General features: G+C 47.5%; 10 protein-coding genes. 3 read left to right on the forward strand and 7 right to left on the reverse strand.

Annotation, left to right across the window (positions count from 1 at the left end; translation table 11 throughout):
• Positions 1-29 precede the first annotated feature (29 nt).
• The 6 genes from ruvA to Q0110_RS12110 all read right to left on the reverse strand — a co-directional run bounded on the left by ruvA (position 30) and on the right by Q0110_RS12110 (position 7,815).
• Positions 30-620, reverse strand: coding sequence for a Holliday junction branch migration protein RuvA (gene ruvA, locus Q0110_RS12085; RefSeq protein WP_297906472.1), 591 nt, complete (start codon positions 618-620; stop codon positions 30-32).
• A 136-nt stretch (positions 621-756) separates the two neighbouring features.
• A complete protein-coding gene (locus Q0110_RS12090) occupies positions 757-2,211 on the reverse strand; it encodes a TrkH family potassium uptake protein (RefSeq protein ID WP_297906474.1) in 1,455 nt (484 codons plus the stop codon).
• Positions 2,212-2,218: 7 nt separating this feature from the next.
• Positions 2,219-3,556, reverse strand: a complete 1,338-nt coding sequence (gene trkA / locus Q0110_RS12095; protein WP_297906476.1) for a Trk system potassium transporter TrkA — start codon at positions 3,554-3,556, stop codon at positions 2,219-2,221.
• Positions 3,557-3,576: 20 nt separating this feature from the next.
• Complete coding sequence (dxs, locus tag Q0110_RS12100; protein WP_297906478.1) at positions 3,577-5,475, reverse strand: 1-deoxy-D-xylulose-5-phosphate synthase; 1,899 nt, start codon at positions 5,473-5,475, stop codon at positions 3,577-3,579.
• Between the two features lie 143 nt (positions 5,476-5,618).
• Positions 5,619-5,984 (reverse strand): DUF3244 domain-containing protein, encoded by a 366-nt coding sequence (locus Q0110_RS12105; RefSeq protein ID WP_297906480.1) that lies wholly within the window; start codon positions 5,982-5,984, stop codon positions 5,619-5,621.
• A 100-nt stretch (positions 5,985-6,084) separates the two neighbouring features.
• Complete coding sequence (locus Q0110_RS12110) at positions 6,085-7,815, reverse strand: hypothetical protein (protein WP_297906483.1); 1,731 nt, start codon at positions 7,813-7,815, stop codon at positions 6,085-6,087.
• 414 nt (positions 7,816-8,229) lie between these two features.
• Between Q0110_RS12110 and Q0110_RS12115 the strand changes: the two genes are divergently transcribed.
• Genes Q0110_RS12115 through Q0110_RS12125 form a run of 3 tightly spaced genes read left to right on the forward strand, consistent with a single transcriptional unit; the run spans position 8,230 to position 15,850 of the window.
• Positions 8,230-8,904, forward strand: coding sequence for a TonB-dependent receptor plug domain-containing protein (locus Q0110_RS12115; RefSeq protein ID WP_297906486.1), 675 nt, complete (start codon positions 8,230-8,232; stop codon positions 8,902-8,904).
• 29 nt (positions 8,905-8,933) lie between these two features.
• Complete coding sequence (locus Q0110_RS12120; protein WP_297906489.1) at positions 8,934-13,547, forward strand: translocation/assembly module TamB domain-containing protein; 4,614 nt, start codon at positions 8,934-8,936, stop codon at positions 13,545-13,547.
• A complete protein-coding gene (locus Q0110_RS12125) occupies positions 13,544-15,850 on the forward strand; it encodes a BamA/TamA family outer membrane protein (RefSeq protein ID WP_297906492.1) in 2,307 nt (768 codons plus the stop codon). The genes Q0110_RS12120 and Q0110_RS12125 overlap by 4 nt, the downstream gene beginning before the upstream one ends.
• Before the next feature lie 110 nt (positions 15,851-15,960).
• On the opposite strand, the gene rocF is transcribed toward Q0110_RS12125, so the two are convergent.
• Positions 15,961-16,857 (reverse strand): arginase, encoded by an 897-nt coding sequence (gene rocF, locus Q0110_RS12130; RefSeq protein WP_297906495.1) that lies wholly within the window; start codon positions 16,855-16,857, stop codon positions 15,961-15,963.
• Positions 16,858-16,973: the final 116 nt, after the last annotated feature.

A 16,973-nucleotide genomic window follows, 5' to 3' on the forward strand; every position in this document is an offset into this window, starting at 1 on the left:
GTCAATTGTCAATCCTCAATTGTCAATTATCAAAGCATTCTAAGCGCAGTTTTAATTACTTGTTCCACGGCTAAAGCGGGCGAGCCTTTCAAAATCGCAGCCACAGCCTTTTGCGAGGCAGCTTTCTGGAAGCCCAGCATAACCAACGCAGCTACAGCCTCCTCCGCTACCGCCCCACTGGAGACTGATGCTTCCGGTAAGTTGCCGGCCATACCTTCCATCGGCTTTACCTTGTTCCTCAAATCTACCAAAATACGTTGAGCCGTTTTCAATCCAATACCTTTCACGGCGGTCAAAGCGGCTTCATTCTTCGAGCCGATCACTTGTATTAATTCGGTTGGAGGTAGAGAAGAAAGGATCATGCGCGCGGTATTCGGCCCTACCCCGGAGACGGAAGTAAGCAATAGGAACAACTCTCTTTCTATTTTCTCGGCGAAACCAAATAATAAATGAGCGTCTTCCCTGATTACCTCATATATATATATCTTTCCGGTAGTCTTGCTTCCAAACGCACTATATGTATTCAAGGATATATTCAGCTCGTAGCCTATACCACTACACTCCAAAACCATCCGTGTAGGTGTAAGTTCCACGATTTCACCCTTTATATATTCTATCATCTATATATCTTTTTTATATTTCGTACCTATTATAACGCAAAATTAACCAAAAGCGTATATCATCTTATAAGAAAAATCAAATAGGTACCATTCAGGAACCACCATCCCTTTCCCGGGTAACCCACAAGCTTACCTGTCATTGTTTCCAAAAACCGGGGACTAGTATTGTCAATACCGTAAATATCTCCAACCGTCCCGTTAACATCAAGAAAGAGAGGAACCACTTCGATACCGTAGGGACATCCGCAAAATTACTTACCGGCCCCAGTGTCCCCAGACCCGGCCCTACGTTACTTATCGCAGAGACAGCGGCTCCTATCGCCTCCGAGAATCCCATGCCATCCAAAGACAAGGCCAAACAACTTACCACGATCAACGTAATATAAGCGAACACAAAAGCCAACACACGATGCACGATATCGCCCGACACGACATGTCCGTTCATCCGCACCGGAATTACCGCATGAGGGTGTGTCTGCTTCTTGAACTCATTGGAAAGATTCTTCGTCAATATAATAAAGCGCCCCATCTTCAAACCACCGCAAGTAGATCCGGCGCAACCACAAATAAACATCAAGACCAACGAGATAAACCAGAAAAACGGCCCCCAAGGAATATAGTCGTCTGTAGCGAAGCCACAGGTAGAGACCAATGTTACCACTTGAAACGCCGACTTACGGAACGCATTCTCCACATCAGAAGCGAATCCGAGATAGAGAATCCACAACATGACCACGATAATCGTCCCTAAAACGAAAAAGAAAAACCAGCGAAACTCCTCGTCTTTAAGCAACTTCTTCACATTTCCGTTAAAACAGAAATAAATCAAGGTCATATTGGTAGCCCCAATAAACATAAACAAGGTTATTATATACTCCACGTAAGAAGAGTTCCAGTAAGCGATACTGGCATTTTTCGTAGAATACCCGCCCGTAGATATAGCGGTAAGAGCGTGATTGACGGCGTCATATAAATCCATAGGGCCCGCCCAAAGAAGCCCCACCAAAAATAACGTCAAGAAAACATATACCCCCCAAAGGCGTTTAGCCACTTGTGTAATACGAGGACGAAAACGCTCATGGGTTATACTGGGAGTCTCTGCGTCGAACATCTGTGAGGCGCCACCCCCGAAAATAGGCATCAACGCCACCGTAAACACCACCATACCGATGCCTCCCTGCCACTGCGTAAGACTCCTCCAAAACAAGATCCCCTTAGGCAACGCTTCTATATCTCTCAAAATAGTGGAGCCAGTAGTCGTGAACCCGGACATAGTCTCGAAAAAAGCATCGGTTACATTATTTATATACCCGCCTATGTAAAATGGCAACATCCCGAATAAGGAAAATAAAATCCATGTCAACGTCACGATCAACATTCCTTCCCGCCGTCCGGCCGAATGTTCGTTTGCCCTAAAGCCCAGAGAATAGAACAAGAATCCCGTCCCGAATAAGATACCACTGGAAATAAGAAGCGGATATACATCATTTCCCCGATAAAGGAAGGCGACAGCGGTAGCGGCCAGCATAAAAAAAGTCTCCAGGATGAACATCATCCCTAGCATCTTCACTATAAAACGTACGTTCAACATAATTCCACTAGTTAAAGTAGTCCTCCAGTTTACGCATCGCGGTATCCAAACAGAATACGACCACGTGATCGTATGCCTGTATCTGAGTATCTCCTTTGATCATCATCGGCTCACCGTCGCGGATCAAACCTCCGAGAGTCATATCTTTCGGCAAGCGGAGATCCTTGACTTGCTTTTTGGTAATCCTCGAATCCGGACGGGCGACCAGCTCTGCCACATCCGCATTCGCGAAAGTCAAGCATTTCACATTAGAGACATCCGCATCCAACAGGAACTGATAAATATGGCTGGCCGCTATCAGTTTTTTGTTGATAACCGAACCTATATCCATACTTTCAGCCAATTGGATATAATCAATATTCTCGATCTTGGCAATTGTCTTAAACACCCCCAGACGCTTAGCGGCCAGGCAAGCCAAGATATTCGTGCTGGAGTTCTCCGTTAAGGCTATAAAGGCTTGGGCATCTTTGATCCCCTCTTGCATCAACAAATCGGTATCACGCCCGTCTCCATTTATAATCAAGACATTGCCGGGTACGACCTCCGCTATCCGGTGACTTTTCTCTTTATTAACCTCAATCACCTTTACCCGGATATTATTAGGTAAATATTGGCAGGCACGGATAGCGATACGGCTCCCGCCCAAGATTATGACTTTCTTAACTTCCGGGTCTTTCTTCCCGGCCAGCAAGCGTACATCTTCTATATGAGACCGGGTGGTCGTAAAGAATACGATATCGCCGGACTCTATCCGGTCTGTACCGCGAGGTATTATCGTCTCGTTCTTTCGCTTAATAGCAACGATATGATATAGCTTCTGCTCATTCAGCAACTCGGCTAATACCCGGTTCACCAAGCGAGAGTTATCCCGGACTTTAACGCCTATCAAGATCAAGGCCCCACCGAACAATTCCCAATATTGACGGGTCCACGGGCGGCGCACCGCCGTCACGATTTCCTTTGCCGCCAACATCTCCGGGTAAATCATCGAGCTGATACCCAGCTTCTCGAACAGCTCTTTATTCTTAGGTAATAAATATTCGTAATTATTGATCCGGGCCAATGTACGATGCGCCCCCAGATTATGGGCTAGCATACAAGCCGTCACATTGGTAGTCTCCTCGGGAGTGACACTTACAAACAAATCCGCTTTCTTGATCCCCGCCTCCTCCAAATCCCTGAGCGAGGTCGGATTCCCGACCATGGGGAGAATCTCCATACTGGACTTAGAGAAATTCAGCCGTTCCTCATTCGGATCCATCAAAATAATATCTTGATTCTCTTGAGATAACATTTTCGCTAAATGTGTACCTACCTCTCCCGCACCGGCTATGACAATTTTCATATTCTATTAATCGGCAATAATCAATTCTCTATTCTCAACTGTTTCGCTATACTCTCGGCGTCCATACCACATAACCGGTATAGCTCCGGTATAGAACCATGTTCGATAAACGTATCCGGCACTCCGATGCGCTTTACGTGAGGCGTGTAGCCATTATCTGCCATAAACTCAAGGACAGCGCTACCCAAACCTCCTTTTATCACCCCGTTTTCTACCGTAATGATATGGTTATATTTCTTTCCGATCTCGTGCAACAGATCCTCGTCTATCGGTTTCAGGTAAATCATATCGTAATGGGCTACCGACAGGCCCTCGTCTTTCACCATCTCAATGGCTTTGATCACCTCGTTGCCGATCGGTCCGATGGAAAGCACGGCGATATCATCCCCGTCACGCAACTTCTTCCCTTTTCCGACAGGTAATACCCGCATCTCGTTACGCCAATCCTTCATCTCTCCCTTGCCCCTAGGATAACGAATTACGAACGGGCCGTCAAAAGCGGCATAACCCGTATACATCAGGTTCCTTAAATCCAACTCATTCAACGGAGAAGCGATCACCAAATTCGGTATCGGGCGGAGATAAGCCAAATCAAACACGCCATGATGCGTGGCTCCATCCTCACCCACCAATCCCGCACGATCCAAACAGATTACCATATGCAACTTTTGCAAAGCTACATCATGGATAATCATATCGTACGCACGCTGCATAAACGAGGAGTATACATTACAGAAAGGAATCATACCCTCTTTCGCCAAGCCCGCGGAGAATGTAACGGAGTGTCCCTCGGCTATTCCCACGTCGAAGGCTCGCTCCGGAAAGGCTTTCATCATATACGTCATGGAGCAGCCCGTCGGCATAGCCGGGGTTATTCCCACGATACGCTCGTCCTTCTCGGCAAGCTCTACCAATGTATGCCCGAATACATCTTGATACAATTGAGGCTCATCCAATTTCCGGACGATAATACGCTGCCCGGTTTCCTTATTGAACTTTCCGGGCGCATGCCATTCCGTCGCCGATTCTTCGGCAGGCTTAAAGCCTTTTCCTTTTTTCGTCTTGATATGCAACAATTTCGGACCTTGCATATCTTTTATATCATTCAATACTTTCACCAGATAATTTACGTCATGTCCATCCACCGGACCGAAATAGCGGATGCTGAAACCTTCGAATAAATTATGTTGCTGGGTAAGTAATGCCTTTAGACTATTATTAAAACGCAAGATATTCTCCCGCCTGTCGTTATTGATCAGCTTAATTTTCTTCAAGCCTCGATACACATCGTATCTCATCTTATTATAGGCTTGGCTGGTCGTTATATCCACTAGATACTGGCTAAGGCCTCCCACGCTATGGTCTATCGCCATATCGTTATCATTCAAGATGATCAATAGATTATTAGGATTGGCAGAGGCATTGTTCAAGCCCTCGAAAGCAAGCCCGCCGGTCATAGCGCCATCCCCGATCACGGCGATCACATGGCGATCTGCTTCCTTCCTCAAGGCCGACGCTACCGACATACCCATCGCCGCCGAGATTGAGTTTGAGGCGTGCCCGGCGATAAAAGCATCGTACTCACTTTCCGACGGGTTTGGGAAACCACTGATTCCCTTGAATTTACGGAGCGTATGGAATATATCCTTCCTTCCTGTAAGTATCTTATGTCCGTAAGCTTGATGCCCGACATCCCAAACGATACGATCATAGGGAGTATTGAATACGTAATGAAGGGCGACTGTCAGCTCCACCGTACCAAGGCTCGCCCCCAGGTGACCGGGATTCTCAGACAAAACATCAATAATATATTGACGCAAATCGGCGCATACTTGCTCCAACTTATCCTGTGACAAATGTCTCAGGTCTGCCGGTATCTGAATGCTATCCAATAGGTGTCCAACTTTGCTTTCCGCCATGTCTGCTAATTTTTCTGGCAAAAATACAGAATAAACGGCATATATAATAGTATTGCCCTGTCATTTCTTATCTTAGACAAGCGGAAAATCCATATTAATTTTAACACCCAAACCCGATCGGAATAAAAAAACCTCTTAAATTCCTATTCCAAGGTAAAGTCTCCGGTCAAGTATCCTAATTGATGTAATAACACAACCTGATACCGGCCGCTCGCTTCTCCAGCTAAAGAGAGCGAATACGTACCGCCCGCCTCTGCAGATACGATATCCTCGTATACTTTCACGCCTTTATCATTCACGACACATACAGTCAGGTTCGATAGAGCGTCTTCAAAGTCCAAGGTAAGGATATCTCCCTCGATGGAAGCTACCGGTGGACGATTCGTATCGGCAGAACGATAATACTCGTCATCCCAACGCCCCTCGATAGGGATCGTGTCGCCAAACAAAGGATGAATCAAAAAGGTCGCAAATAATAATGCGATTAAAGTAAGTCTCTTAACTTTCATAATCGGATGTTTATAAAAAGATGTTTATAAAATGTGAAGCAAACATATCACTCATTCCCCACTAACCGGTATTGTTTTATTGCACAAATTATGCACACTCCTAAAAATCCCGAATAAACTTATCGAATTTCTCAGAAGAGCCTTTATCTGTCGTATATATTTTCTCATAAAGCCGTTTACGTATCATCGACACATTCGTGGGAGTTGTCACTATCAGCATCGCGATTGTAGCGGGAGGCACATTTGACTTCACCAGGCAACTTACCTTCAGCTCAATCGGGGTCAATTTCGGCACAAGCCCCATCAATCTATGGGTAAAATTATTGTAGGTCTTGTCTAACGCCTCGAACAACTCGGCCCAATCACTATTTTTCGGCCTCCATTCTTCCTTTAAATGAAAACGATAATACACGTTAGAAACCACAAAACGGTCCACTAAAAGTTTATTTTCAGTCTTCGCGAACAATAAATTCTGATTTTCTATTTCCAGCCGTTGCTTCCTCAAAGCCATAAGCTCTTTCTCTTTTTCATCATAAGCGACAGAAGAGGCATGCAATTTCTTTTCCAGATCTGCGATGAGCGCTTCATTCTTCTCTATATGAATCTTATCCTCATATTGCCTCCTCAACAATTCGGCCAACCTCTTGCGTTGTTCCTGTATACTCCTTTTCTTCTTTTTGAACTTCATATAAACGAGAACCGCGAACAAGCCTAAGACCACAACAAGTATTATCGCGATAATACTTACTATCAAGAAGTTGATCTCCGCTCTATTAAACGCGATCGTAGCTTGAAGGAGCTTAGACTCTACCTGATGGTAATTGAATAAGTCTTGTTCTCTTCTAAAAGATTCCGTCTGCCTTACCAACATCAAGGAATCACGCAATTCCTCGTATTTAGTTTGCCTTAACGCATACTCTTCCCATCGCTCCCGGGCCTTTGACAAACGGGACAAATGATAATAGGCTCCAGCTCGGGTAGAAAGCCTTGTGCTGGCCAATCCCTTTTTCAAATAATATTCCGCGGAATCTAAACGAGATGTTTTTAAATAGAGTTCCCCCAATGTCAAATAAATCGGATATAATTGCTCCTGGCTCGCGGGATGGGTCAAAGCGATCCGGATATAGTCGAAAGCTTTCGAATATAAACCCAAATCTAAATAAATACCGCCCAGCTCATTATATAGAGAGCGTCTAGTGGCCTCGCTACCCAATGCCAGCGCTTTCTCGTAATAAAAAACGGCACTATCCTTTTCCTGTATCACTGAAAAGACTCTTCCCAATCCTCTTAAGACAAAAGATTGCCCTACCGTATCACGTAAAGCGCCAAAATACCCTAACGCCTTTTTCTGGAAAGACAAAGATTTCTCGTAAACCTGTTGATCCGTATAGAGCATACCGATACTATTGCACAAACGCCCTAACAGGGCATAGTCAGTTATCTTATCCTCATCCCGCAACGCTTTTAAATAATAATCCTGCGCATGAAGCGCATCGCCTAAATCTTGGTTTATCCGGCCTCTATAATACCAAGCCTTCGCTTTCCTTTCCCAGTCTTCCGTTTTATCAAAATATTCGACAGCTATCGTAATCAATGAGTCTGAGGCAGGCTTGACATAAGTCTTGTTTTGCGCTTCCGTCAAAAGCAAATAGTACATCGCACGGTCCTTTTCTGAAAGATCGTCCACATCGATCGCAGATAGCAACGTTAAGACACTATCAGGATGTTGCGGCATTATCTCTTCCGCATGTTCATACAGATCTGAGTAAGGGTTACATGAGATTAGACCGGTAATGAAGAGCAGAAAAAAGAGGCACATATTGTTTTTCATACACTGCGACATTATTTTTCCCGCAAATGTAAATAAAATCTCAAATCTTCAAAGTATTGATTTTTTATAGAGCCGGATATACATACGAATACACGGATATACCCCTTTTTTAATGACTTTGAAAATCAAAAAGAATTCCGAATTAATCCATAAAAAATATGTTTAAACTCTTTTATCCTTAAAATCGTAAAAACACGAAAACACAATTTCTCCAAAGCCCAACCGATGCCACAGTCTCCGGTAACCCCAACGAATTTATGAACATCCCATAATCTTTATCCTCCTTTTATCACTCTATTTTTTTCTTATTTCACAGGTTATTCCGATCACTTTCCCTTGATAAAATTACCTTTGGGAACCAGATATTAAGAAATATTATGTTATCTTTGACCGACAACCCAAAATGATAGAGCCATGCGAATGATCCATATTCTTACAATTCTCTCACTGATAGCCTGTAGCCAACTCCTTTCGGCACAGAATGACACGCTGGTAGGCGTGTTGCGCGACATCAGCAATAAGAAGATCAAGCGCTATCCGGTCACGCTAGGGAGCCTGAAGCCTATCACCGTGAAAACGAACAGGCAGGGTGTATTCACTATCCCGGGGGCTAATTTGAACGATACCCTGTTCGTCACCATCAAGAAAACGAAAAATACGGTCAAGGTCCCCGTCAACGGATACAATTATATAACCATCACTCTAGAGAACAGTACTTTCAACGCAGAGCGTAGTTTCGAGCCAAGCGAGACCTTGAGAGAAATTATGGAAAGGGAACGAAACAAAATGATAAGTTCAAGCGTTATGCATAAAGAAGAGATACAGAAAACAGGATGCAGGGATCTCTATTGCCTGCTGCGAAGGATGAGCGGCATAACATTTGCCGATGGTTCCGTGCGCATCCGAGCGAGTGCCTCCTTAAACAGCCCGAGCGACCCGCTAGTGGTAGTAGACGGTATACCGATGGACTTATCTGTTCTAAACACGATGCCCGTGGAAGATGTCTCGGAATTAAGGGTATTAAAAGACGCCGGTGAATACGGAGTGAGAGGCGCTAACGGGGCAATCGTCATAAAAACAGGCAAATAAACAAATAAGAAAAAGAGAAACAGATCAACATGAGAGTATGGATTAAACGGATAGGAGCGATATGCCTAATACCGATCGCATTGGTATTGTTACTCTCTATATTGCTATATATACCACCTTTCCAAAACTTCGCGGTACGGAAAGCGACCGAGTATGCCGGAAAAGCGACCGGCATGCGTATCGGGATCGAGCAAATCAGGCTGTCTTTCCCGCTAGACCTTACGGTCAAAGGTGTCGAGGTAATGAATCCTCCCGCCGATACTTTATTGAGTTTACAGAGCTTGACGGTACGGGTTCGTGCCCTTCCTCTTTTGCGGAAGCAGATATTGGTAGAAGCGATCGATCTCCGCGACGTGAAAGTCAACACAGGAACCCTGATTGAAGGTCTGGAAATTAAAGGATTCTTAGGGAAACTTTACCTGCACGCCGACCGTATAAACCTGTCCGAGGAAAAAGCGACGCTTAATACCGTAGATCTATCCGATACCGCCATTACCCTTATATTAAAAGATTCAACCTCGAAAGAAGACACGACTTCCACTCCCTTGAACTGGGTACTTAAACTGGATAAGATTAGCCTGGACCGTGTGGCTTTTGCCCTCCAGATACCCTCAGACTCCTTGCGGCTTACGGCTTTCGTAAATAAAGCCGGGCTAAATAACGGTATCGTAGACCTTGGAGCTGAGCGATATCAAGCGAGAAACTTCGACATAGCGAATTCCACATTCGCTTATGACGGAAATTACGCGGCCGCCGGAAAAGGGCTTGATTTCTCCCATATCAATCTGACGGGCCTGAACACCTCCATCGATTCCATCCTATACCAAGGCAAAGAAATAAATGCCCGTATCAAGGAGTTCTCCGTAGAAGAACGTTCCGGCCTCAAAGTTACCGCACTGACGGGAAATATCCGGAGCGACCATAAACAGATAGACATACCGGGCTTGCTTCTCCAGACCCCGAATTCCGAGATGAAATTGGCCGCTACCATCCCTTGGAGCTCCTTCGAGGATCATCCGCAAGGAAACATGAAAGCCTTGTTAAACGCATCGTTGGGGAAAGAAGATCTATGGATAGCGGCAGGTTCCCTTCCGGAAGATTTCAAGAAGGCCTATCCGGATAAGCCTCTCGCTATCACGACCGGAGTGGAAGGGAATCTCTCCGCCATACGTATCACGCAAGGAGATATCACGCTGCCGGGTGCGTTCCAGGTAGACATCACGGGCGGCTTGGAATCCGTGACAGATAGTATCCGGCGTACCGGCGAGGTTCAGTTAAAGGCTCAATCCGGTAACCTGGATTTTTTGCTGGCGATGCTTCCCGCCTCTCAAAGAGATCAATTCTCCATTCCGGCCGGAATCCAATTGAAAGGAGAGGCTACGATCGTGAATCAAGAATATCGTACGGAGCTTGTTCTCACCCAAGACAAAGGCAAAGTGGATCTGACCGCCCGCTATAATCCGGCACAGCTTGCCTACGAAGCCAATTTGCGGATAGACAGCCTGGAACCTACCCATTTCATGCCCAAAGACTCCCTATATTGGCTGACAGCCTCCGTTAAAGCGGAAGGTCAGGGAACAGATCTTTTTTCCGAACATACATGGGCTAAGCTGAATGGTAAAATATCGGATATACGCTACGGCACCTCATCCGTGTCGGATGTATCCATCGATGGTTCTCTGGAAAAGAATTTACTGAAAGCAGACCTGCTCAGCGAATACCCGTTGGCGAAAATGGATGTCACTTTAAACGCTACCCTCCATAAGCATGAGGTTAAGGCCATGTTGATAGCGGACGTAGAGAACGCGGATTTATACGGTATGCATCTAATGGCCGATCCCTTTTCCACGTCTTTCCAGCTTTTCGCCGAGGCAGAAAGCAACCTGGACGAAGATAACGCGCTCGATGTTACGTTGGGCAACTGGGAGATCGTCACCCCGAAAAAAAGTTTCAAGCCGAAGACGCTTACCTTACGTGCCCGGACGGATATCGATACTACCCGGATATCTTTCCATGCCGGGGATTTAGGGATCATCCTCACGGGCAACGATTGCATACACCATATCACGGATAAGTTGGCTAAGGTATCCAATGATATCACTCTCCAACTGGAACGAGACTCGACGGTCGACTTGGAAATGTTGCGCCCGCTCCTCCCCGATATGTGCCTTGAGGTACGGGCGGGGCAAGATAATCCGATCTATAACTATCTACAAGCCTATTACGTGGATTTCAAGAGTATCGCCATGAATGCCTATACCTCGCCGGAAACGGGTATACGCATGGATGCTTCCATCTACGACTTGGCGAGGGATACGACGCAGATCGATACCATCCGGGCCGAGGTGCGCCAAGACCCGCTCGGGCTGGTCTACAGCGCTCAAGTGATCAAGAATAAATACAGGCAACAACAACCTTTCAGCGCGGGGCTGGACGGGCAAATACGTTATGGCTCCGGCGATGCCCGCTTTTATTTTAAGAATGGCAAAGGCGAGACCGGCTTATTGCTCGGGATCCGGGCCGATAAGATACAGAACGGGATTAAGTTCCGCCTTTTCCCCGACGACCCGATCATAGCGTTCCGTCCCTTTAAACTGAATCCGGATAACTACGTCACGGTACGCGGCATGAAGGATATCGCGGCAAACCTACGGCTCAGCGGAGAGAATAACGCTACCCTGTGGGTTCACTCCAAAGCGGAGAGTGAGGAGATGGAGGAAATCCACGCCGAGTTGAGCCAGATCGACCTAGGGGTTATCTCCAGCGCGTTCAGCTATATCCCGCCGATGGAAGGAATCTTGAACGCCGATTTCCAGTACACGCCTTCCGATTCCGCTTTCATGGTCGTGGCCGACATGAATATCGATGACCTGTATTACGAGAATGAGCGAGTGGGCGAACTCATGTTCAACGCCATTTACCTGCCTTTAGAGCAAGGAAACCACCAAGTGGATATGCACCTTTTCCGAGACAGGGAGGAAGTGAGCGCCATCACTGCCTTATATCAGATGGGCGAGACCGACCATATCAGCGGTACCGTAGAGTTCATGCACTTCCCCCTGGATATCGCCAACCCGTTTATCCCGGATGATATGGCGAAGATGGGAGGAGACCTCGATGGTACGCTCGCTATCAGCGGGCAGAGCGACAAGCCTATGGCCGAGGGGTACCTGATACTTGATACCGCCTCTGTCTATGTGGCCGCGGCAGGTTCCACCTTCCGTTTTGACGATAAGAAGATCAAGATAAAGGATAACCGGATCGTGTTCGACCGGTATGGTATTTACGCATACAACGAGAATCCGTTTATCATCAACGGGGAAGTGGACTTCAACGACTTATCCCGCATGACGGCAGATCTTAAACTAACGGCGAATAACTTACAACTGCTGAATGTCAAGAAAAACGAGGAAAGCCTTGTATACGGGAAATTGTTCGTCAACCTGAATTCTACCGTGCACGGGCCGTTGGATGCCTTGACTATGCGGGGTGACTTGCAACTACTGGGTGGTACGAATATCACCTATGTACTGAAAGACTCTCCGCTGACCGTGCAAGACCGGATGTCGGACATGGTAACCTTCACCTCCTTCACCGATACCTTGCGCCGCAGGATGCCCCGTAAGCCTCCGTTGCCGATGGGCGGCATGGACATGTTGATGACTATCCGCATCGATCCCGCCGTACAAGCGAACGTAGACCTGAGTTCCGACCAGTCTAACCACATCAACCTAGAGGGTGGCGGCGATCTTTCTTTCCAGTATACCCCGCAAGGCGATATGTTCTTGAACGGACGCTACACGCTATCCGGAGGAACCATCAAATACTCCATTCCGGTCATTCCGCTGAAGGAGTTCAATGTACAAGAGGGTAGTTATGTACAATGGACAGGCGACCCTATGGACCCGACCCTGAGCTTAACGGCTACCGAACGTGTCCGCACGTCTGTCACACCGACCGGGCAATCATCTCCCCGTTTGGTGAACTTCGACGTGGGTATCGAATTGACCCAGCGGCTGGAAAACCTCGGGCTGCAATTCACTCTCACCGCCCCAGAAGACATGGCGATGCAGGAGGAATTAACCTCGAAAGGTCCTGAGGAACGGGCGAAACTGGCAGTCAGCATGCTCGTGACCGGCATGTACCTCGGAGGAGGAGGAAGTGGCAAGGTGAACGTGAATATGGGGGATGCCTTGACCAGTTTCTTGCAAAGCGAGATCAACAACATTGCCGGAAGCGCCTTAAAGTCCGTGGACATCAGTTTCGGCATGGAGACGTATGACGATAACGGCGAAGAGGGCGGTGGCAGCCGTACCGACTACTCGTTCCGCTTCGCCAAGCGATTCTATAACGACCGCATCCGCGTGGTTCTGGGAGGCCGTATCTCTACCGGCGAGAACATCAACAACGGACAAGCGCAACCCTTCATCGACAACGTATCCGTAGAGTACCGGCTAGACAGCAGCGGATCTCGCTACGTCAAGCTCTTCCACGACAAGAATTACGAAAGCCTGCTGGAAGGCGAGATCACGGAGACCGGGGCCGGTATCGTGCTCCGCAAGAAGATGATGCACCTCAGGGAGTTGTTCAACTTCAAGAAAACGAAAGTGAAACCCATAAATGATGAAAAGGAAAAGGAATGAAAAACATCTTAACATATCTCCTATTCGTACTTCTTCTCTTCTCTTGCTCCACCACGAAGAATCTTCCCGAGGGAGCAGTCTTGTATACCGGCATCAAGAAAATAGAGGTGAGAAACGAGGATAAGACCAAAGCCGGTGAAACGACCTTGGAAGAGGTTGAGGCCGCCTTAGCTTATCCTCCTAACAACGCTTTGTTGGGAAGTTCCTCGATCCGAGTACCCTTCCCTTTCGGATTATGGGTATACAACGCTTTCGTGAACAAGAAAGGGAAGATCGGCAAATGGATTTTCAATAAACTGGCCGCGAAGCCGGTACTTATCACTACCGTAAATCCGGATGTCCGTATCAAGGTGGCCCGGAACTTGTTGAACGAATACGGTTATTTCAACGGAGAGACCTCCTTCGAGGTCATTCCCGATCCCAAGAATCCCCGGAAAGCGAAGCTGGAATACAGTGTCACCATGAACGATCCGTATACGCTGGACAGTATCCAGTATATCCATATCCGCCACCGTGCCGACTCATTGATCGATGCCACCATCGGTGAGCGTATCCTTCATAAAGGAGAGAATTTCAATGTAGTACAATTGCAAGCCGAGCGAGAACGCATCTCGTCCTTGCTCCGTAACAACGGATATTACTATTTCCGTCCCGATTTTATCACCTACCAAGCGGATACCTTGCTGAACCCGGGAAAAGTGACCCTGCGGGTGACCCCGAAGGAGAGTCTGCCTCCCTCGGCCCTCCGGCCTTGGAAACTAGGAGATATATCCGTCTGGCTGAACGGTTATCAGAACGAGCCTCCTACAGACTCGATCCGTTATAAAGACCTTACGATCTATTATGAAGGAAAGTTAAGGGTACGTCCATCGGTCATTTACAACCGTTTATATTTCAAGCCGGGAGAGCTTTACAACCAACAGGCACAGGAACGGACGCAAACCGCCCTGGCCCGCTTGGGTATTTTCCGCTACGCGGAGTTACAATATTCCCCCCGGGATACCATGCGCCGCCAAGACACGCTGGATTTACGGATCAATACGGTTTACGATCTCCCTTTAGACGGTGAGCTAGAGCTGAACGTTACCGCCAAGAGCAACGATCAAGTAGGCCCGGGTGCCATTTTCAGCGTGACCAAACGGAATGTCTTCGGAGGGGGCGAGACCTTCGGCGTAAAACTTCGCGGTTCCTACGAATGGCAAACCGGAAACAAGTTGGATGGCAGCAGCTCCAAGATCAACAGTTATGAGCTGGGGCTGACTACCACGTTGACTTTCCCGCGGGTATTGTTTCCCGCGTTCAGCAAACGGGATATGAATTTCCCGGCCAGTACCGCTTTCCGTCTCTACGCGGACCAGATGAACCGGGCCCGTTTCTTCAAGTTGCTGGCATTCGGGGGCGATGCCTCGTACGAGTTCCAGCCCTCTGCCACGTCTCATCATTCCATTACCCCATTCAAGCTGACGTTCAACCTGCTTCAACATACCACGCATGAGTTCGATAGCATTACAGACGTGAACAAGGCCTTGAAGAAGAGTTTGCAAGATCAGTTCATCCCTGCCATGAACTATACTTATACCTATGATGACTCCCCGATCACCAGCCGCCGGAACCATCTTTGGTGGCAGGCATCCGTCACGCAAGCGGGTCTTGTCTTGAACGGGATTTATGCGTTAGCCGGGAAGAAATTCAATAAAGAAGACAAAGAATTACTCGGCAACCCCTTCGCCCAGTTCATCAAGGGAACCGCCGAGATACGCTATAACTACGCCCTTGGGCATAAACAGCATCTCGTAGGCCGACTGATGGCCGGAGCTATTTACAGTTACGGTAACGCCCGGACCTCCCCCTATAACGAGCAATTCTATATCGGCGGGGCGAATAGTATCCGTGCTTTCACGATCCGCAGTATCGGTCCCGGTCGCTATTATCAAAACAGCGACAACAATAAATACGCTTATATCGATCGTACGGGCGACCTTAAATTCGAGGCGAATCTCGAATACCGCTTCCCGATCTTGGGCGACCTTCACGGGGCGGCATTCCTCGATAGCGGCAATATCTGGCTGATCCGAAACGACCCGGACCGTCCCGGCGGGCAACTTAAATGGGGCAGTTTCTTCAAGGATCTAGCCTTGGGCACCGGTTTTGGGTTGCGTTATGACCTTACCTTCATCGTAATCCGTTTCGACGTAGGCATCGGCTTGCACCTTCCCTACGATACCGGAAAGAAAGGGTATTACAATATCCCGAAATTTAAAGACGGCATGGGCTACCATTTCGCCATCGGATATCCCTTCTAGCGGTCCTGTTCCAAGGATTCTGCCGTCTGATTCAAGGTATTTCATTTTCAACAGACCGATTCCAGTTGAAAATGAAATACTTTCCTCTACCTCCCCCCCCAACCTTTATATCATAGACGAGCCGTAATATAATCGATAATCTCCAGACAGAGGTTCGCGGTCTGCTCGTTCACGTCCAGTTCCGGGTTCAATTCTACCAGATCCATTGATTTAATCAGGTTCGTAGACAGTATATGATCCACGAAATCATTGAATTCATCCGGCATCAGCCCCTCGCACACACGGGTTCCCGTACCCGGGGCGAAACGAGGATCGATACTATCCACATCGATGCTGAAATGCACGTTACGTATCTTCCGCTCCCTTAGTTTCCGTTTGATATCCTCGGCTACAAAACCGATCCCTTTCAGATGGATCGTCTCCATCGTATAAACACTCAAATTCTCCCGCTCGATCAGTTCCAGCTCACCCTCATCCAAGCTGCGAGTCCCGACCAAGAACACATTCCGCGGGCTCACCTTATTCCCCGGGGCATAGATATTCACCAGTTCCTCACTGCCCATTCCCATCAAGGCGCTCAAAGGCATCCCATGAATATTACCGCTGGGAGAAGTCTCGCTGGTATTGATATCTCCATGCGCATCCAACCATATGATACCAAAATCATCATAACACTTCCCCACGCCCGAGGCACTGCCCAAACCCAGCGAATGATCCCCACCGATAACCAAAGGGAAAGCCCCTCCCCTCAACGTATCATAAACCAGTTCCGCCAGATTCGTATTCACCTCCACGATCGCATCCAAGTATTTCATGCTGTTACCCCGCGCAAATTTATCCGTCTCGCTAACCGGCGGCACATATAAATTACCCAGGTCGAAGGCCTTATGCCCGTTTTTCCGTATCCTCTCCATCAATCCCCGTTCCCGGAGGTGATTCGGGGCACGCTCCACGCCCTCCCGATCACATCCCAGATTCAAAGGGACACCTATCACGTTTATCTTCATATCACAAATTATTTCAATAATTATAAGATTTGAACCTAATTCCCCTAGTCCGTATATCCGAATCCAGTTGTAGAGACGGGGCACGCCCCGTCTCTACAACTAGGTATATGGATAAC

It is taken from the genome of uncultured Parabacteroides sp., from assembly GCF_947855115.1.
Lineage (GTDB): Bacteria > Bacteroidota > Bacteroidia > Bacteroidales > Tannerellaceae > Parabacteroides.